Source organism: Saccharothrix deserti (assembly GCF_009769385.1).
Classification (GTDB): Bacteria; Actinomycetota; Actinomycetes; order Mycobacteriales; family Pseudonocardiaceae; genus Actinosynnema; species Actinosynnema deserti.
In genome coordinates this window covers 1-19,182 of sequence record NZ_VKAB01000034.1, presented here as the reverse complement: position 1 = coordinate 19,182, position 19,182 = coordinate 1, and the positions used below count along the sequence as shown (strand labels likewise).

Genomic DNA, 19,182 nt, shown 5'->3' with positions numbered 1-19,182 from the left:
CTCCTCACGTTCCAGCAGATCACCCCGCGCGGCGGCTCCGACGCGCACCCGGAAGACGAGGGGACACCATGACCACCACCGATCCCATGCCGTCCATCCTCAGCGAACTGGCGCGCACGGAGGTCAGGATCCGGCTCGTCGGTGACGAGCTCGAGGTCAGCGCCCCTCGCGGGAGGCTCTCGGCGGATCTGCGCGACCGCATCGTCGCGCAGAAACCCGACATCATCCGCTGGTTGGCCGGCGCCGCGCCGACCGCGCACGTCCTGCCGCAGGTCGTGCCGGACCCGGCGTCGGCCGACGAGCCGTTCCCCCTCTCGGACCTCCAGACCTCGTTCCTCGTGGGCTCCGCGGAGGGCTTGGAATACCACGTCCGCCCCCACCAGTACATGGAGTTCGACCTCGCAGACCTGGACGTGGAACGGTTCACCGACGCGGTGAATCGGAACCTGCTGCGACAGCGCGACAACCTCGTGGCCCTCACCGAGGACATGAGGCTGCGTCGGATTTCCGGGTTCACCCCGCTGACGCCGACCGTCCACGACTTCCGCGGTCTGCCTGCCGACGAGGTCGAGCAGGCGTTGCTGCGGATCCGTGACGGCGTGCGGCGCAGGGAGTTGCCGCTGGACCGGTGGCCCTGGTTCGACATCCAGATCAGCCTGTACGGCGATCGCCAGGCCCGAATCCACTACAACAACAACAACTTCTTCAGCGACGGCATGGGCACGAGCCGGTTCCTGGAGAACGTCTTCGGCCTCTACCGCGACCCCACCCGACCTCTGCCGGACCTGGAGGTCAGCTTCCGCGACTGCGTGGTGGCCCTCGCCGAGATCGAGCGGTCACCGTTGGGCCTGGAGTCGGAGAAGTACTGGCGCGACCGCATCCCGGAGTGGCCGGACGCGCCCGCCATACCGCTGGCGACCGGCGCCCAGGCCCAGAGCCGCTCGGAGCTGAGCCGTCGTGAACTCGTGCTGCCCGCCGACCAGTGGACCGCGCTGAAGAAGCGGTCCCGTGCCCACGGTCTGACCGACAGCAACGTGATGTACGCGGCGTACGCGCAGGTCGTCACCACGTGGAGCGGGTCGAGGCACTTCCTGCTCAACAACATGGTCACCCACCGGCTCCCGCTGCACCCGCAGATCGGTGAGGTCATGGGGAACTTCGCCTCGCTGTACCCGCTGGAGGTGGACTGGCGCGCCGACGAGACGTTCGAGGTGCGGGCGCAGAAGCTCCGGGCCCAGGTGCTCCAGGACATGCAGCACGTGCACTGGAGCGGTGTGAAGGTGCTGCAAGCGCTGAACCAGCACCGCCGGACACCGGGACGTGCGGCGTGCCCGTTCGTCATCAGCAGCGGCCTGTTCATGGGCAAGTTCGACCGGCCGACGTTCTCCACGCTGGAGACCCCGCAGGTGCTGCTCGACTGCCAGTTCTGGGAGCAGGACGACGGCACCGTCTGGATCGCCTGGGACGTGATCGAGTCGATGTTCCCCACCGGGGTGGTCGACGCGATGTTCGAGGCGTTCCACCGCCTGGTCGTCGGCTTGGCACACGACGACGCGATGTGGCAGCGCACCACCTTCGACCTCGTGCCCGAGCAGCAGCTGGTCGCCCGCAAGCAGCTGAACGAGGTGCCGCACGACGTCCCGGACGGCCTGCTGCACGACGCGCTCGCCGAGCGGGCCGCGAACTCGCCGGACCGCGTCGCGGTGCGCACGCCGACCGCCACCCTGACCTACCGCGAGCTGCACGAGCAGAGCGGCCACGTGGCCGCGTCACTGCGCAACGCCGGCATGGGCGCGGGTTCACTGGTCCCGGTCGTGCTGCCGAAGGGCTGGCAGCAGCCGGCCGCGGTGCTGGGCGTGCTGGAGGCGGGCGGTGTCTACGTGCCGGTCGACCCGGAGTGGCCGAGCGAGCGGATCGCACACCTGTTGCAGGTCACCGAGGCCGAACACGTGGTGACCGTCGCTGCCCTGAGCGACCGGATCAGCGGTCTGTCCGCCGCCGAGGTCCACCTGGTGGGTGTGGAGGTCGCGGACCACTCGGCCGAGTCGGCGCCGCGCCGGCAACCGCAGGACCTCGCCTATGTCATCTACACCTCGGGCTCGACCGGCACGCCGAAGGGCGCCGCGCTCGATCACCGAGGACCTCTGAACACCGTGGTGGACATCAACGACCGCTTCGGCATCGGCGCGGGTGACGCGGTCTTCGGCATCTCCTCGCTGTGCTTCGACCTCTCCGTCTACGACGTCTTCGGCGTGGTGCGGGCCGGTGCGACCCTGGTGCTGCCCGACCCCTCCGAGCTGCACGACCCGCGGGCGTGGGTGTCGGCGGTGCGCTCGGAGAGCGTGACGGTGTGGAACTCGGTGCCGGCTCTCATGCAGTTGGCCGTCGAAGAGGCCGAGGCGACCGGCTTGGACCTGCCCTCGCTGCGTGTGGTCATGCTCAGCGGCGACTGGATCCCCGTCGACCTGCCCGACCGCATCCGCCGGGTCGCGCCGAACGCCAGGGTGATCAGCCTCGGTGGCGCGACCGAGGCGTCGATCTGGTCGATCTACCACCCGGTCGACGAGGTGGACCCGGCCTGGACCAGCATCCCGTACGGCAAGCCGCTGGGTGGTCAGACCTGGCACGTGCTCGACGACACGGGCGCGGACGCGCCGACCTGGGTGCCCGGTCACCTGCACATCGGCGGCGTCGGCGTGGCCGTCGGGTACTTCAACGACCAGGAACGCACGGACGCCTCGTTCGTCACGCACCCGAAAACGGGGGAGCGGCTCTACCGGACCGGTGACCTGGGGCGCTACCTGCCCGACGGCACCATCGAGTTCCTCGGCCGGGCGGACTTCCAGGTCAAGATCCAGGGTTTCCGGGTGGAGCTCGGCGAGATCGAGCACGTGATGACGCAGCACCCGACGGTGTCCAGGGCCCTCGTTACGGTGCGGGACACCGTCGCGGGACGACAGCTGGTGGCGTTCGCCGCCGGCAGCGAGGTGGACGGGACCCGGCTGCGGGAGTTCCTCGGCGACCGGCTGCCCCGGTACATGGTCCCGGCGAGCGTGACCGTGGTGGACCGGCTCCCGTTGACCGCCAACGGAAAGGTCGACCGACGGGCGCTGGACGCGCTGGCGCCCGCCGACACCGGACCCACCCGGGAGTTCGTCGCACCGCGCACAGAACTCGAATCCGCCGTCGCCAAGATCTGGGAGTCGGTGCTCGAAGTGCCACGCGTCGGCGTCTTCGACGACTTCTTCGACCTCGGCGGCCAGTCGTTCGCCGGCCTGCGGGTCATCAGCCAGATCTCCCGGCAACTGGGCAGGCGGCTGTCACTGGGCGCGCTGCTGTCCGGCCGCACCGTGGCGGCGCTGTGCGAACACCTCAGCCGGCCGCGGGACTGGTCACCACTGGTCCCCCTGCGCCAGGTGCACGACGCGACGAAGGTGTTCCTGGTCCACCCCGCGGGCGGCAACGTCCTGGCCTACCGGGGCCTGGCCGAGCTGGTCGACGCCGACTGGTACGCGTTGCAGGCACCCGGTCCGGACTCCGGCCAAGAGGTGCCCGCCGAGGTGACGGACTTCGCCGCCCGCTACGTCGACGAGATCCGCCGGGTGCAGCCGCAGGGGCCGTACGTGCTCGGCGGCTGGTCATCGGGCGCGGTGATCGCGGCCGAGGTCGCGCACCAGCTGGAACTGCTCGGGGAACGGGTCGACCGGCTCTTCGTGTTCGACTCGCCCGCTCCGATGCCCGTCCCCGAGGTGGACCCGGTGTCCATGCTCCTGTGGTTCCTCGAAGACCTGGACATGGGCTTCCGCGCGGACGACGCGACGCCGAACGAGCGCGCGGAACTGCTGGCCGTCGCCGAACCGGACCGGTTGCGCGCCGGTCTGGCTCTACTCGAACGCCGCGCGGGTCGAGCCGTCGCGGTCGACGAGGCGCACCTGGCCAACACGTTCAGCGTGTTCACCGGTGTCGTGCACGCCTGCCGCCGGCACAAGCCGACGGTCATCGGCGCCGACGTGCTCGTCGTGCGGGCCGCCGACGGTGCGGTCAGCGAGTTCGCCGAGCACCCGCACACCGCCGAGACCGCCTGGGGTTGGCACACCCTCACCACCGGCACGGCCGACGGCGTCGCCGTGCCGGGCACCCACTACACCCTGCTGACCGATCAGCACGTCGCCGAAGTCGCGGCACTGGTGCGCGACCACATCGAACCCGTGCTGGAGGCACAGCGATGACCACTGACTACCCCCTCCTGGTCGACGTCCTGCGCCGGCACGCGGTCGAACGCGCGGACAAGACCGCGCTGGTCGTGCTCGCCGACGGCGAGACCGAACAAGCCCGCCTGACCTACGCGGAACTCGACGCGCGGGCCCGGGAACTCGCCGCCCGGATGCAGCACGCGGGCCTCGCCGGCCAACGCGTCATCATCCTGTTGCCCACCAGCGTCGAGTACGTGCTGAGCATCCTGGGCTGCCTCTACGCCGGCGCCATTCCCGTGCCGCTCAACCCGCCGACGAAGAGCACCCACCGCGAGCGGGTCGACCACGTGGTGGAGGACTGCGACCCGGCGCTGGCGATCGTCGCCTCCGCCGACGGCCCGATGGCTCACCTCCCGCGGGAGTACGGCTGCCAACTCTTGTCCGTCGAGGACCTCGCGCAACCGGCGAACCACGAGTGGGCGCCGCCATCGACCCGACCCGAGGACGAGGCCTACCTCCAGTACACGTCCGGATCGACGAGCCGGCCACGCGGCGTCGTGGTCACCCACGACAACCTCGTCTACCAGCCCGCGCTGTTCAGCGCCGGTCTCGGACTCGACGACGAGGACGTCGTGGTCACCTGGCTGCCGCTGTTCCACGACTTCGGGCTCATCGCCGGTCTGCTCATGCCGTTGCTGCTCGGCGGCACCACGGTCATGATCCCGCCGCCGGTGTTCGTGCAACGACCCCTGCGCTGGCTCAACGCGGTCAGCAAGTACGGCGGGACCGCCTCGTTCAGCCCGAACTTCCCCCTCGACCTGTGTTGTGAGCGGATCACCGAGGAGGAGAAGGCAACACTGGACCTCAGCCGGTGGCGGGTGCTGGCACTGGGCGCCGAGCCGATCCGCGCGGACTCCTTGGACCGGTTCGCCGAGGCGTTCGCCTCCTGCGGGTTCAGCCCGAGTTCCTTCCGCACGGCCTACGGCATGGCCGAGTCGACCCTGGCGGTGGCGACACACCCGCCGCGTGAGGGCGCCCGGGTCATCGAGGTCGACGTCGAGGGGTTCGGGCGCGGTCGGGTCGACGTCGTGCCGGAGGGCACGCCGGGACCTCGACGGCAACGCCTCATCAGCAACGGTCCCTCGTTGGGCGGCACCGAGCTGCTGATCGTCGACCCCGAGACACGAGAGCGTTTGTCGGAGGGGCGTGAGGGCGAGATCTGGCTCGGCGGGCGCACCATCGCGGCCGGCTACTGGAACCGTCCGCAGGAGACAGCCGACACCTTCGGCGCGCACCTCGCCGACGGCGCCGGGCCGTACCTCCGCAGTGGTGACCTCGGAGCCCTGATCGACGGCGAGGTGTACGTGACCAGCCGCCGGAAGGACCTGATCATCATCCGCGGCCGCAACCACCACCCGCAGGACATCGAGCTGACGATGACCGACGCGCACCCGGCGCTCAACCGCGGGCTCGGCGTCGCGTTCTCGGTCGACTCCGATGGTGAGGAACGCCTGGTCGTCGTCCAGGAACTCAAGCGCACCGAACGAGGCAACTACGACCTGGACGAAGTAGCGCGTCGGGTTCGCGGTGCGGTCACCGAGGAGCATGACGTCGCGATCGACACCGTGGTGTTCATCCGGCCCTCGTCGCTGCCGGTGACCACGAGCGGCAAGGTCCGCCGGCAGTTCACCAAACAGGCGTACCTGCGCGGCGAACTCAAGGTCGAGCACATCGCGGGCCCGACCACGCGGGAAGCACCGGTCGAAGTCGTCGAGGAGCGCGACACCGCCGCAGTGGTGGACTGGCTTCGGGCACAAGTGGCGGCGAAGACCGGCTTGGCGCCGGCCGACGTCCCGATGGACGCCACCTTCGGCTCCATGGGCCTGGACTCGGCCTCGGCGCTCGCTCTCAGCGGGGACCTCGCTGCATGGCTCGGACGGCCGGTGGAACCGGCGACCCTGTACGGCAGCCCGACGATCATCCGGCTCGCGGTGGCGCTCACGATCGGCCCGCGACCGGTCACCACGGACATCGCCGTGCCGCGGGACGAGCCGATCGCCGTGGTGGGCATGGCGTGTGCCTTCCCCGGCGCCAACTCGATCGGCAACTTCTGGTCGCTGCTCGCGGAAGGGCGGGACGCGGTCTCCGAGGTGCCGGCGGATCGGTGGTCGACCGATTCCTGGTACCGGGAGGGCGGGCCCGTCGCCGGACACAGTGCGACGCGGTGGGGTGGTTTCCTGCCGGACGTCGCCGGGTTCGACGCGCGGTTCTTCGGCATCTCGGCCGAGGAAGCCGCCGCCATGGACCCGCAGCAGCGGCTGCTGCTGACTACCGCGTGGCGTGCCCTGGAGGACGCCGGGATCCCGGCGGACAGCGTCGCCGGCACCAAGGTCGGGGTGTTCGTCGGCATCAGCACCAACGACTACCGGCAACTGATGGTCCGCGACCACGTGGAGCCCGGCGCCTACACGGGGACCGGCACGTCGGCGAGCATCGCCGCCGGCCGCATCTCCTACTTCCTCGACCTCACCGGTCCGAGCGTCGCCATCGACACCGCGTGCTCGTCGTCTCTGGTGGCCGTGCACAACGCGTGTGAGAGCCTGCGCCGCGGCGAATGCGACACCGCGATCGTCGGCGGGGTGAACGTGTTGCTCGACCCCGATCTCATGGTGGCGTTGTCGCAAGCGGGAATGATGTCGCCGAGCGGCCGTTGCAAGACCTTCGACGCCGACGCCGACGGCTACGTCCGCGGCGAGGGCTGCGGCGTCGTCGTCCTCAAGCGGCTATCGGACGCCGACCGCGACGGTGACCGCGTGCGTGCGCTTGTGGTGGGCACGGCCGTCAACCAGGACGGCCACAGCAACACCCTCACCGCACCCAACTCGCTGGCGCAGCAAGCCGTCATGCGACAGGCCCTCGCGGCGTCCGGCCTGGCCGCGACCGACATCGGGTACCTGGAGGCGCACGGCACGGGCACCAGCCTCGGGGACCCCATCGAAATGTCCAGCATCGCCGGTGTCTACGGGGCACCGGATGCGCGCGACCCGTTGTGGGTCGGCTCGGTCAAGACCAACATCGGCCACTTGGAGGCCGCGGCGGGCGTCGCCGGACTCATCAAGGCCGTGCTGACCGTCGAACGCGGGCTGATACCCGCTCACCTGCACCTGAACCGGCTCAACCCGCTCATCTCGCTGGACGGCACCCGATGCCGCATCCCGACGGAACCGCGGCACTGGCCTGCCGACCCTGAACGACCCCGTGCCGCCGCCGTCAGCTCGTTCGGCTTCAGCGGCACGAACGCGCACGTGATCGTCCAGCAGCCACCCCTGCCCAGCAGCCCGACCGACACCGACCAGGCCGGCACCTGGCGCCTGCTGCCGATCTCGGGGAAGAGCGAGTGGGCCCTCGCCGAGCTGACCGACGGTGTGGCCGACGTCCTCGACGAAGCCGAGCACGAGCCGGAGTTCGCCGCGTTGTGCCGTGCCGCGCACCGGCGGCCACACTTCCCGCACCGCACCACAGTCGTCGCCCGCACCGCGAAGGAAGCATCGGAAGCCCTCCGCGAGCACCGCGCCGGCACACCGTCCGCGTTCGTCCTCACCGGCACCGCGAGGGACACCGGGCCGGGCCCCATGGCGTGGCTCTTCCCCGGTCAGGGCTTCCAGCGCATCGGCATGGCCAGGCCGCAGCACCAGCGGTACGAGGTGTTCCGCGACGCGATCGCCGCCTGCGACGTCATCATCTCGTCCGACCTCGGCGTCTCGTTGCGGCCCACGCTCACCCGGGAGCCGGGCGATCTGGTCGATCTGGGGGAGACCCGCTTCGGACAGCCCGCCATGTTCGCCACGCAGTACGCCATCGCGCGGGTGTGGCAGGAGTTCGGCGTGCGGCCCGACTACCTGATCGGGCACAGCCTCGGCGAGTTCACCGCCGCGTGCGTCTCAGGCGTGCTGTCCCTCGACGACGCACTGGGGCTCGTGCTGCTCCGCGCCCGCCTGATGCAGGAGACTTCGCCCGGTGCCATGTACGCGGTGCACACCGTCCACACCGACGAGCTGATCGCCGAGCTCCAGGACGGCAATGTCGTGGTCGCCGCGATCAACGGTCCGGACGACCTCACCATCTCGGGCCCGGAAGCGGACGCCGACGTCGTCGCGACCCGATGGGTGGAGCGTGGCGCCAAGGTCACACGGCTCGCCGTCACGCGTGCGTTCCACTCGCCGCTGATGGACCCCGTCATCGACACCTTCGCGCAGCAGGCGCGTGGCGTCGCGCACCACGCGGGGCGCATCCCGATCGTCTCGACGCTCACCGGCGAACTGCTGCCGACCGCCGAGCTGACCGGCGACCACTGGGTGCGCCAGCTCCGGCAGCCCGTCCGGTTCGCCGAGGGACTGCGCACGCTCGACCGGCTCGACGTCCGCCACTTCGTCGAGATGAGCCCCGAGCCGGTGCTGTCCCCGCTCGGACCGCGCACCGTGTCCGACGCGACCTGGCTGACCAGCGGCCACCGCCAGGACGAGGACGAGCGACGGCTGGTCCTGTCCTTGGCCGGTTGGCACGTCGCGGGCGGGCGGTTGGACCGGCAGGCCTTCGACGGACCGGTGCTCTCGACTGCCTTGCCCGGCCACCCGTTGCGTCCGGATCGCCACTGGTACGCCGCCGGTGTGACGCGGAAGCGGCCGACGGCCGGGCATCCACTGCTCGGCGCCAGGGTGGACGTGGCGGGAGCGCCACGCGAGTGGTTCGAGACCCAGCTGACCGCCGCGCGGCCGTGGTTCATCGAGCAGCACGTGGTCGGAGGAGTTCCCCTCCTGCCCGGCGCCGCCATGATCGAGTGGGTCGCGGCGGCGGCACGAGCGGTGTTCGGCGGCGGCGACGTGTGGACCGTCGAGGATGTGCGGTTCACGACGGCCGTGGCCCTGCCGCCAGGCCACGCGGTCGCGGTGCAGGCCGTGGTCGACCCGGAAACGGGGGTGGTCGAGTGCTTCGCACGCGACCACGACGGTGACCGCTGGGTGCCACGCGTGCAGGTCGGCCAGGTGCGGCGCGGAGCCGCGAGCACCCTGCCCGATCGCCCGGTGTCCGAACTCGTGGAGGCGCTCGCCGAGCAGGACGTCGAAGCGCTCTACACCAAGTTCTCCCTCGCCGGCCTCGACTACGGCCCCGCGTTCCGGGGTGTCCGTCGCCTGTGGCGGACGGGGGGTGACGCGCTCGGCCGGATCACCGTCGACACCGGCAGGGCGGGTGACCGCGACTACCTGCTGCACCCCGTGGTGCTGGACGCGTGCTTCCACGTGGCGGCGGCGTTCGTCGCGGACATGCCGCGTCCGCTGGTGCCCGTGGCGGTCGAATCCGTTTCCGTGCACGGTTCGTTGACCGGGGACGTGTGGTGCCACGCGAGCCTGCGCGGCGAAAACCTGGTGGACCTCCGGCTGATGTCGATCGGCGGTGAGGTCCTGGTCGACCTGCGCGGCCTGTCCCTGCGGCCGTTCGACGCCGCGCTCGAACCGCCGCTGCGCCGGTACACCGTGGACTGGACGCCCGCGCCCGAACCGACCGAGGTGGCTCTCGCCGGAACCTGGCTGCTGCTGGAGCCGGACGAGGAGACCGCTCACCGCTGGCAACGCCGGTTGCAGGCGGCAGGCGTGTCGACCGCGGTGCACACCGGGGAAGACGTCCCCGCATCCGTGACCGGTGTGGTCGTGATCGGTTCGACGCCCCTCAACGACGACCTGGCGGGGTTCGAGGACTCGGCTCGACGCGCCGTGGACCCACTCCGCCGACTCCTTCGCGACATGGCGGGCACGCGGCCGACCATCGTCTTCTGCACCGAGAACGCCGCCGGCACGCCGGGATCCGAGCCGCGGCTGGCTCGTTCGGCCCTTGCCGGACTGGCCGCCGCGCTGACCGTCGAGTACCCGGACCTGCGTGTGATCCAGGTCGACCGGGACAGTCCGTCCCTGCCGGAGCCGTTCGAGGTGTTGACCCGCGCGGTCGGCCTCGGGGGATCGGGCAGGCTCGCCGCGCGCGACGGGGAGTGGCTCCAGGCACGACTGGTCGCCGCCGAGCCGCCGAGCCGCCGAGCCGCGCTGCGGGCCGACGCCACCTACCTGATCACCGGTGGGTGGGGAGCACTCGGTCGAGTGACCGCCCATCGCCTGATCGAGCAAGGCGCCCGGCACATCGCTCTCGTCGGCCGCCACAGGCCCGAACCGGCGCCGGAGTGGGTCACCGGACTCCGGCAACGGGCCAAGGTGGTCCTCCTGATGGCCGACGTCACCGACGAAGGCGACCTCCGGAACGCGCTGGCCAGGATCGCCGAGTCGATGCCACCGTTGCGCGGTGTGGTGCACGCCGCGGGTGGCACCGACGACGGGGCGTTCGTCGACCTGGACTGGCCCCGTTACGAGCAGGTCCTGGCGGCCAAGGCGGTCGGCGCCTGGAACCTGCACCGGCTGACCCGCCGCAAGCAGTTGGACCTGTTCGTGTTGTTCTCGTCGTTCGCCTCGCTGGCCGGCTCGGCCGGGCAGGCGAACTACGTGGTGGCGAACACCTTCCTGGATGCCTTGGCCACGGTCCGGAGGGCGCAGGGACTGCCGGCCACCAGCGTGAACTGGGGGCCGTGGTCGGACGACGGCATCGCCGCCCGCGACGGCCTCCTGCCCCGACTGGCCCGCAGCGGCCTGTACGGGATCAGCGATGAGGAGGGAGCGGCGGCGCTGTCCGCGGTGCTCGGGAGCGAGCAGGCGCAAATCGGCCTCGCGAAGGTCGATTGGGACCGCTACGCCGAGACGACCACCGGCGCGGCGTCGCGGACCCTGCTCGCCAACCTGACCGCGGTCGCACGACCGACGGCGGAGACCACGGCACTGCCGGACGTCAGCGTGCTGGCTCTCACCGACCCGGACACCGCCGAGGCCGAGCTGATCTCCATGCTGTTGCGGGAGATCTCGGTGCTGCTCGGCCTGAGCGCCGTCGACCGGGAGGAACTGCGCGGGGGGTTCGCCGACAAGCGGCTGAGCACCCTCGGACTGGACTCGTTGATGAGCGTGCGGTTACGTGACCGGTTGCTCAACAACCTCTCCGTCGCCCTGCCCAGCGAGGTCCTGTTCGACGGCAGCACCGTGCGGGACATCGCCAAGGGGCTGTGCAAGCAGCTCGCCTTGCGCACCATCGTGACGTCGGACGACTACGCGGACTCCGACGACTTGGAAATCATCAGGTTGTGACTGCTCACACTGGGTCGGGTTGCGCGACCGAAGTGGTCGATGGCGGCGGTGCGTCGGATTCCTGGGCGCCCGCCGCCGGGCGGTTCGGCGCGTACATGATCACCAGAACGCCGACCAGGCAGATCGCGACACCGATCAGGTCCCAGCGGTCGGGCCGGAACTTGTCGACGAGCACGCCCCACAAGAGCGCGCCGAGGATGAATACCCCACCGTAGGCGGCCAGCACGCGACCGAAGTTGGCGTCGGGCTGAAGCGCCGCGACGAACCCGTAGAAGCCGAGCGCGATGACGCCGGCCGCGAGCCACAGCAGGCCTCGGTTCTCCCGGAAGCCCTGCCAGATCAGCCACGTGCCGCCGATCTCGGCGAGCGCGGCCAGCGCGAACAGGATTACGGACTTGAGAGGCATGGTCACATTCTAGGTCACGCTGAAGTGATCCCCGGATACGCCCAGTATTCGGGATACTCCAAGTGACGTGCGTCATCGTCTGAAGAGGCGTACTGGTTCACTCTTTTGACGTAGAGCTGTGGCGCAATGCTACGGTGGCGGACTGGTTAACTCCTGGTGGAGCGGGTAGCCTCCTTCAAGTCAGCTACATGTCTGGGGGAGATGTTTTGGCTGAGGACTTGTTATCGATAGACAAAGTCGCCAAGGAATCCGGCCTCGCCTCCTCGGCGCTTCGCTACTACGAACGATGCGGCCTGATCGGTCCGGTGGTGAAGATCCAGGGCAGGCGGCACTACTCGCGCTCTGTCCTGCACCGCCTTTCGGTCATCAAGGTATGCCAGTCGGTAGGGTTCAGCCTGACCGAGATCGCCTGCCTGCTCGACGGCGACGGTGAGCAGGACAACGCCTGGAAGGCGCTGGCCGCGCAGCGCCGGCGTGACATCGAACGGCAGATAGGGACGCTCCAGTCGCTCCTGGCCACCCTCGATTCGGCGCTCGACTGCTCGTGCCCGCAGTTGATCAAATGCCCGGAGATGGGGCCGCACGGCGAACTCGCCACGCGTGCCACGCACAGTCGGTTGGAGTTGACCGAGCGACGTCCTTCATGGGCTCGAGTGTGAACCGCCGGCACCGGAGCCGCACCGTTGTTCAAAGATTGAGACGGACCGCGCGCACTTCGTATTGATCGCCCGGCGAGGGAACATCGGAGTAAGATAGAGACATGGATTCTGGGCAGATGACGGTCGCCGGCTTATCTCAGCGCACTGGCGTTCCCGGCGACAGCATCCGTTATTACGAACGCGTGGGCCTGCTGCCGAAACCTCCGCGCAGCGAGGCCGGGTACCGGCGCTACGGCGAGGATGCGGTGGACCGGCTCCGCTTCATCCAGGGTGCTCAGCGCCTGGGGCTGCGGTTGCGGGAGATCGGCGACTTGCTGATGATCCGCGACACGGGGAAGTGCCCCTGTGGTGACGCCGCGGTCCTGCTGCGGGACCGGATGGACGAGATCGACACCGAGATGAGCAGGCTGGAGAAGCTGCGTGTCGAGCTCGACCAGATGGTGAAGCAGCTGCCGAGCCAGGACTGCCCGGACCCCGTGCCCGGTGTGTGGCGTCCGCCGCTGCCCATGGCGACCGCGTGACCAGAGCGCGAGGCACCTCGACCGGTAGTCCGGTCGAGGTGCCTCGCCGTGGGTTCACCGCGGTGCGGGGATGCGTGCTGCAGCTCGTGCTCGCGCCCTTCGGGTGAAAAACGAGATGGGGATGACGGCGAGCGTCACACCGAGTCCCACCACGATGACGTCGACACCCCACTGCAACCCGCCGAACACCAGCAGGATCGCGTTGAACAGCGACAGTCCTATGGCGACCGCCACGAACGGCTTGCCGAGGCGGAAGCCGCCGTCCTCGTCGCGTCGGTACCGGCGCAGTGTCAGGTAGGCGATCGGGAGCAGTACGAACACCACCAGGTAGCCGAAGGTCGCCGCGGCGACCACGCTCACGACCTCGGTGCCGAACACCAGCAGCATGATGATGATGACCGCCGCGTCGCCCGCGATGGAGCCGACCGGCGCGCCACGCTTGTTGATCTTGCCGAAGATCCTGGGCAAGTGCCCGTCCTGGGCCATCTGGTGGATCGTGCGCGACGAGCCGATGATGAAGATCTCCGCGCCGAGCACCAGGACCGCAGCCAAGCCGAGGCCGACGATGTACTCGCCCGCCGGGCCGAGGGTGATCCCACCGATCTCGGCGAAGACGGTGAACGGGTCGCGTTGCAGTCCTTCGACGCCGACGAGACCGAACAGCGAGATCGGCACGAAGGTGAACGCGACGATCGCGATGATCGCCGACACGGACATGATCCGCTTCACGTACCGCTCGGATTGCTTGATCTCGGAGCACACGGTCGAGGCCATCTCGGCGGCGTACGCCGCCCACGTCGCGATGAACGTCCACTTGAGAATGGCTCCGACCACGCCCCACCCGTCGGTCGGCGCATCGGCGGGCAGTTCGGTCGGCACAACCCGTGACACGTCGAAGGCTTCCGGGTGGAACACCGGCGTCAGGACCACAATGGACACGACGGCCAGGGCGACAACGGCCAAGGCCGCGTTGACGATGCTGGACAGTCGCAGACCCAGTGCCGTGACGAAGTACAGCACCACGCCGATGATGCAGGCCAGCAGGATCACGTTGCCGCTGGGCCAGAACAGCGACTTGAGGTAGGTCGCCGCGAGGATGAGGTTCACCGCGATACCCGGCGTCCAGGCGAACCAGTACGACCAGGACGACAAGGCGCCCAGAGTGGGCGATCCCTTCGTCGTGGCCCGGTAGGCGAACTGGGCGGTACCCCCGGCGCGGTTGGTGAAGCGGGACGCCAACTCGGCGATCAACAGGCACTGCAGGGCGCCGATCACCGCGGTGACGATCCAGACCCAGACGGACGCGTTGCCGATCTCGGCCGCCATCTCGGCCATCGATACCGCGACCATCAGTGACGCGCCGACGGCCACCAGGATCGATGTCCACCACGACGCGGTCACCGGGAGGAGGCTGCGTCCGGGGAACATCGGGGCGTCGGACCCGTCACGTTCACGTGCCGGTTCGATGGTGGCCGAGCGGCGGCCGCTTAACGAGCCGTCGTTGACTTCATGCATGTGACCTCCTTGGTGCAGGCACGGCAAATAGGCCGCCTGGCGGCTGCGAGGATTGCGAATACCGCTGGATCAATAGGCGATGGATGTTTGTGACGGCCGGGTGGCCGGCACCGCGAGCAAGGCCCCGGAGGCCATCGGAACCCGCGACTGGCTCCGTCCGGGGGAACGAACCGTAAGCCGAACCGGTCGCTCGAGGCAATGTTGTGGCACGGGACTCACCAGGTCGGGGGCACCTGTAATGGAAACGTTGCCGTGGATGACAGATCGTTACCTGTCGTTGCGCCACACGGGTGAATTGTGTCGAATTGGTGGTCGCAGGGATGCGGGAAGCCGTTTCGAGAGGGCTTGACTTGAAGCCGGGTTCAACTACGAGACTATGACCAGCACGAGAACCAGGATGACCGTGAACCGAACGGAAACGGGTGTCTCCGCCGCGACCGGGGAACCCGACCGCAGGCCTCAGTAGGGGTTCGACGACTTTCCGTAGGGGCCCCTGTCGACGAATCAGATATGACTCATCCGTCCGAATGATCGGACGGGCGCAGATGCGCGTGCTCCGGACGGGCACGCGTGCCTCGTTTACCGCTTGGAGGGCTGGCTGGCCATGGCAAACCTTCTGAAGAAGGCCTACGACGCCACATGGGGGAAGTACGTCTTCGCCGGGATGTACGACAAGTTCCTGGCGAAGGTGGAAGGCTACGGTCTTTCGGAGAAGCGCGCGGAGATGCTCAAGCCCGCGTACGGCCGGACCATTGAGCTGGGCACCGGTACGGGGCTGAACCTGCCGCACTACCCGGACACGGTTGACGAGTTGATCCTCACCGAGCCGTACCCGCACATGGTGGCCAAGCTGGAGGAGAAGACCCGCAACGACCCGCGGCGCATCCAGCTCGTCGTGGCGGGAGCGGAGAAGCTGCCCTATCCCGACGGCTACTTCGACACCGTCGCGGCGGCGATGATCCTGTGCACCGTGCCCGACCCGCAGCCGGCGTTGAAGGAGATCCAGCGCGTCCTCAAGCCCGGTGGGCAGTACCTGTTCCTGGAGCACGTGCGCAACCCCGATCCCAAGGTGGCGCGCAAGCAGGACATCATCCAGAAGGGGTGGTACTGGTTCGGCAACGAGTGCCACTGCAACCGGCCCACCGTTCAGACGCTGATGTCTTCGGAGCTGGAGATCGCGGACCTCCAGGAGACGAAGATGCCGGGTGCCTGGGAGTTCATCGAGGCCATGGTCATCGGCCGTGCCGTCCGCCCGACCACTGCCACCACCACCCCGCCGCTGACCGTCGCGGCCGTCAACAACGGCCACACGGGGCACGGGGAAGCGGGCTGCGACTGCTGAGCTGACCCGACCAGCGGCGGGCCGTTTCCCCAGAGACGGCCCGCCGCGACCTGTCCACGCCGCCCCCAGACCTTCGACGAAGGGCTTGCCGAGGCACCGTGTCGGAGATCCGAATCGCCAAACTCGCCGAGATCACCGGCTTCGCTCCCACCACGATTCGCTATTACGAGAACACCGGCCTGCTGCCCGCCGCGTCCCGATCGTCCAGCGGTCACCGCGTCTACACCGACCACGATGTCGACCGGCTGCGCTTCATCGCCCGCGGGAAGCAGATGGGATTCGCGCTCGACGAGATCAGGGAACTGATCCTCACCTGTGGCGGTGATCCGATCACGACGGAACTCGACCAGGTGATGGGAACCCTCCGATCGAGGATCGTCGAGGTCAACGAGCGGATCGCTGAGCTGTCAGCGTTCTCCGCGCAGCTGATGGGAAGCCTGTGGGCAGCTCGTTCGAACCAGGTGCCGGACACACCGGGAGCCGAACCGGTCTGCCAAGAGCACTGGGCCCGGGCGCTGGCACACCCGCACACCCACACGCACGTAGAGGGACTCCTCACGCTCACGTTCCGGAGCAGTCCGGCGCTGACCGTCGCCCTCGCCGAACTGGTGGCGCACGAGTCCGGTTGCCAACAGCCGACCGGCGTCCTGCTGCACTGCACGAGCCGGACCACGGTGCTTCAAGTCGTTGCTGCGGAGAACACTCGTCGCCTCATCGACGACCTCATCGTGTCTGTGGCCCGCGACTCCGCCCTCGGCGACTGATTCGCTGACCGGAGACCCACCAACCGGGTACCTACAGCGTTCGGCCCTGGTTCGTTGCCACGAACCAGGGCCGAAGACTTGTTGTGCCGGCGTGTAGGTGTCAGCGCGACACGGTCGCCTCCGGAGCGGCCTTGGCGGAGCGCCGTTCGCGCAGGAGCAGGGCGATCACCACGAAGGTGACGGCGCACAGCGCCGCCATCGTCCAGAGCAGGCCGTGCAAGCCGGATGCGAAGGCCTCGCCGGCGATCTTGGTGAACTCCGCGCGCTGCTCCTCCGGCACGCTCGCCGCAGCACGGCCCAGGTCACCCTGGTTGAGCGCGTTGGCCACGGCGTTCGCGTCGACCCCCGAGGCGCCGAACTCGGCCGCCCGTGCGGCGACCGCGTTCTGGGTGAAGCTGACCAGCAGTGCACCCGCCACCGCGATGGAGATCGTTTCGCCCGCTAGGCGCACGGTGTTGAACATGCCCGCCGCCATGCCGGCGCGGGATGCCTCGACGCTGCTCACCGCGGCGCCGTCGAGCAGGCCGAAGGACAAGCCGACCGCGATGCCGATCAGCGCCAGCGGTCCCATCAACGACAGGTAGCCGATACCCGGTTCGATCACCGTGAACCAGGCCAGGCCGATCGCCGCCAGCGCTGCCGTCAGCACGATCTGCACCCAGGCGGGCACCCACTTGGTGGCCACACCGGCGATGCCGGGGAAGACCAGTGCCAGGACGGTGAGCATGAGCATGAACAGGCCGATCTGCGCGGCGCCCAAGCCGTCGACCGAGGCGAGGTACGACGGCAGGTAGATCACCAGGGGGGAGAAGCCGAACACGACCGGGACGGTGGCCAGCGAGATGCCGACGAACTTGGGCTGGGACAGCAGGCCGAGGTCGAACATCGGCTGCTCCTGGCGGCGCTCCACGACCACGAACGCGATCAGGGCCACCACCGTGCCGACGAAGCTCCCCACGATCCACGCGTTGCCGAAACCCCACTGCGGTCCCTGGATCAGGGCGAAGATCAACAGCAGCAGGGCGATGGTGAAGGTGGTCGTGCCCGCCCAGTCCACCCGGTTGGCCTGTGGGTTGCGCGACTCCCGGATCACCGGGGTCAGCAGCAGCACCAGCGCCCCGACGATCGCCGGGAGCAGGAACACCGACCGCCAGCCGAAGTTGCTGATCAGCAGGCCGGACAAGCTCGGGCCGAACACCAAGCCCAGGCCGACGGCGGTGCCGAACATGCCGAACGCCTTCGCGCGGGCCGGTCTCTCGAACGCGTCGGCCAGGATCGCGCTACCACTCGTGGTCGCGGCGGCGGCACCGACACCGGCCAGCACCCGGGCCAGGTCGAGCACCAGGATGTCCGGCGAGAGGGCGGAGATCAGCGAACCGGCCGCGAACAGCACGACACCGATGCGGAACATCTTGCGGCGACCGACGAGGTCCGCCAGCGAACCGGTCGCCAGCATGAAGGCCGCATAGGTGAGGTTGTAGCCGTTGACCACCCAGAGCCCGGAGGTCAACGAGTTCTGGAAATCGGTGTTGATGGCGGGTAGCGCCACGGACGAACCGGTGATCGCCAAGGGGAACAACACGACGGTAAGGCACACGGCCAGCAGTGACAGCCCTGAACCGCGGCCGGCCTGCTGCTCGACGCTTCCCACCTTTTCAGGCATTCCTGATCTCCTCAGAGCTCGGTCCGTCTACGACCGACGCGGGTACCTTTTGCGGTACCTCGGGCAGTTCGATGGCTACCGCGACGGTAAGCCTTGGAGTAAGGACCAACCTCAAGAGGAAAAGCTGTGACATGGATCACGTGCACCCGGTCGGCATGGCCCATGGGCATAGGCGTTGCCTGGAATCCACCGATTGGCGGACTTGCATCCGGTACCGGGGTACAGGCTTAGTCTCAGGAAATGAGAGCGGACGAACCGGCGTTGCATGCGGAGGCCGGAATGACTCGGTTGCGCAGCGGTCAAGTCGCCGATGCGGCAGGGGTGAACCTGCAGACTTTGCGCTATTACGAGCGCGTCGGATTGCTTGCCGAACCCGAGCGCACGCCGGGCGGACACCGGATGTACCCGCCGGAAGCGGTCACGGTGATCGGTGTGATCAAAACTGCTCAGCGACTCGGCTTCAGTCTCGACGAGGTACGGGACCTGCTGGAGGTCAGCACCGGTGGGCGGCGAGAGCCCGGACTGCTGGAGCGTGCTGCGGCCAAGCTCGCCGAAGTCGAGAAGTTGGCCGACTTGGAGATCGTCCGTAGTGCGCTCCTGGATGCCATCGCGAACGATCAGGACAGTTCAAGCGCGTCGTCCGAGCCGCCGCTGTCCGGTCTCGGTGGCGTGGAACACGCGGGTGATCGGCCGGGATGCACGGCTGGTCCGCCGGCGAGGTTGTCGGGGAAGGTCTCAACCGCGCCGGCGGACTGGCACTAGTAGCGGTAGTGCTCGGGCTTGTACGGGCCCTCGACGTCCACGTCGATGTACTCGGCCTGGTCCTTGGTCAGCTTGGTGAGCTGCCCGCCCAGCGCCTCCAGGTGGATCCGGGCGACCTTCTCGTC

General features: G+C 68.9%; 10 protein-coding genes and 1 pseudogene. 7 read left to right on the top strand and 4 right to left on the bottom strand.

Annotation, left to right across the window (positions count from 1 at the left end; translation table 11 throughout):
- Nucleotides 1–68 precede the first annotated feature (68 nt).
- Together FM051_RS38615 and FM051_RS38610 are read left to right on the top strand one after the other, a co-directional pair.
- Entirely contained in the window at nt 69–4,229 is a 4,161-nt protein-coding gene (locus FM051_RS38615) for a non-ribosomal peptide synthetase (RefSeq protein ID WP_158852081.1), read from the top strand.
- Nucleotides 4,226–11,425: a type I polyketide synthase gene (locus tag FM051_RS38610; protein WP_158852080.1), complete on the top strand. Its 7,200-nt coding sequence runs from the start codon at nt 4,226–4,228 to the stop codon at nt 11,423–11,425. The genes FM051_RS38615 and FM051_RS38610 overlap by 4 nt, the downstream gene beginning before the upstream one ends.
- Nucleotides 11,426–11,510: 85 nt before the next feature.
- Here the strand turns inward: FM051_RS38610 and FM051_RS38605 are convergent.
- Nucleotides 11,511–11,831: pseudogene (locus FM051_RS38605) on the bottom strand (YnfA family protein); the annotation flags it as partial.
- Between the two features lie 206 nt (nt 11,832–12,037).
- Between FM051_RS38605 and FM051_RS38600 the strand changes: the two are divergent.
- Both FM051_RS38600 and FM051_RS38595 read left to right on the top strand, forming a co-directional pair.
- Complete coding sequence (locus FM051_RS38600; RefSeq protein ID WP_158852078.1) at nt 12,038–12,490, top strand: MerR family DNA-binding protein; 453 nt, start codon at nt 12,038–12,040, stop codon at nt 12,488–12,490.
- 101 nt (nt 12,491–12,591) lie between these two features.
- On the top strand, nt 12,592–13,011 hold the full coding sequence (locus FM051_RS38595; protein WP_202919235.1) for a heavy metal-responsive transcriptional regulator: 420 nt from the start codon (nt 12,592–12,594) through the stop codon (nt 13,009–13,011).
- Nucleotides 13,012–13,065: 54 nt separating this feature from the next.
- Here FM051_RS38595 and FM051_RS38590 read toward each other — a convergent pair whose 3' ends face one another.
- The gene (locus tag FM051_RS38590) at nt 13,066–14,526 is read right to left on the bottom strand and encodes an APC family permease (RefSeq protein WP_158852077.1); all 1,461 of its coding nucleotides are present in this window, start codon (nt 14,524–14,526) and stop codon (nt 13,066–13,068) included.
- Between the two features lie 604 nt (nt 14,527–15,130).
- On the opposite strand from FM051_RS38590, the gene FM051_RS38585 reads away from it, so the two are divergent.
- Together FM051_RS38585 and FM051_RS38580 are read left to right on the top strand one after the other, a co-directional pair.
- Nucleotides 15,131–15,868: a class I SAM-dependent methyltransferase gene (locus tag FM051_RS38585; RefSeq protein WP_158852076.1), complete on the top strand. Its 738-nt coding sequence runs from the start codon at nt 15,131–15,133 to the stop codon at nt 15,866–15,868.
- Between the two features lie 98 nt (nt 15,869–15,966).
- Nucleotides 15,967–16,632 (top strand): MerR family transcriptional regulator, encoded by a 666-nt coding sequence (locus FM051_RS38580; protein WP_158852075.1) that lies wholly within the window; start codon nt 15,967–15,969, stop codon nt 16,630–16,632.
- A 100-nt stretch (nt 16,633–16,732) separates the two neighbouring features.
- On the opposite strand, the gene FM051_RS38575 is transcribed toward FM051_RS38580, so the two are convergent.
- Nucleotides 16,733–18,295 carry an MFS transporter gene (locus tag FM051_RS38575; protein ID WP_158852074.1) on the bottom strand — a complete coding sequence of 521 codons (1,563 nt, stop codon included), beginning with the start codon at nt 18,293–18,295 and terminating at the stop codon, nt 16,733–16,735.
- Nucleotides 18,296–18,535: 240 nt separating this feature from the next.
- Between FM051_RS38575 and FM051_RS38570 the strand changes: the two genes are divergently transcribed.
- Nucleotides 18,536–19,057 (top strand): MerR family transcriptional regulator, encoded by a 522-nt coding sequence (locus FM051_RS38570; RefSeq protein WP_202919234.1) that lies wholly within the window; start codon nt 18,536–18,538, stop codon nt 19,055–19,057.
- On the opposite strand, the gene FM051_RS38565 is transcribed toward FM051_RS38570, so the two are convergent.
- Nucleotides 19,054–19,182, bottom strand: a 129-nt coding sequence (locus tag FM051_RS38565; protein WP_158850051.1) for an adenosylhomocysteinase, incomplete at its 5' end; no start/stop codon positions are given. The genes FM051_RS38570 and FM051_RS38565 overlap by 4 nt on opposite strands.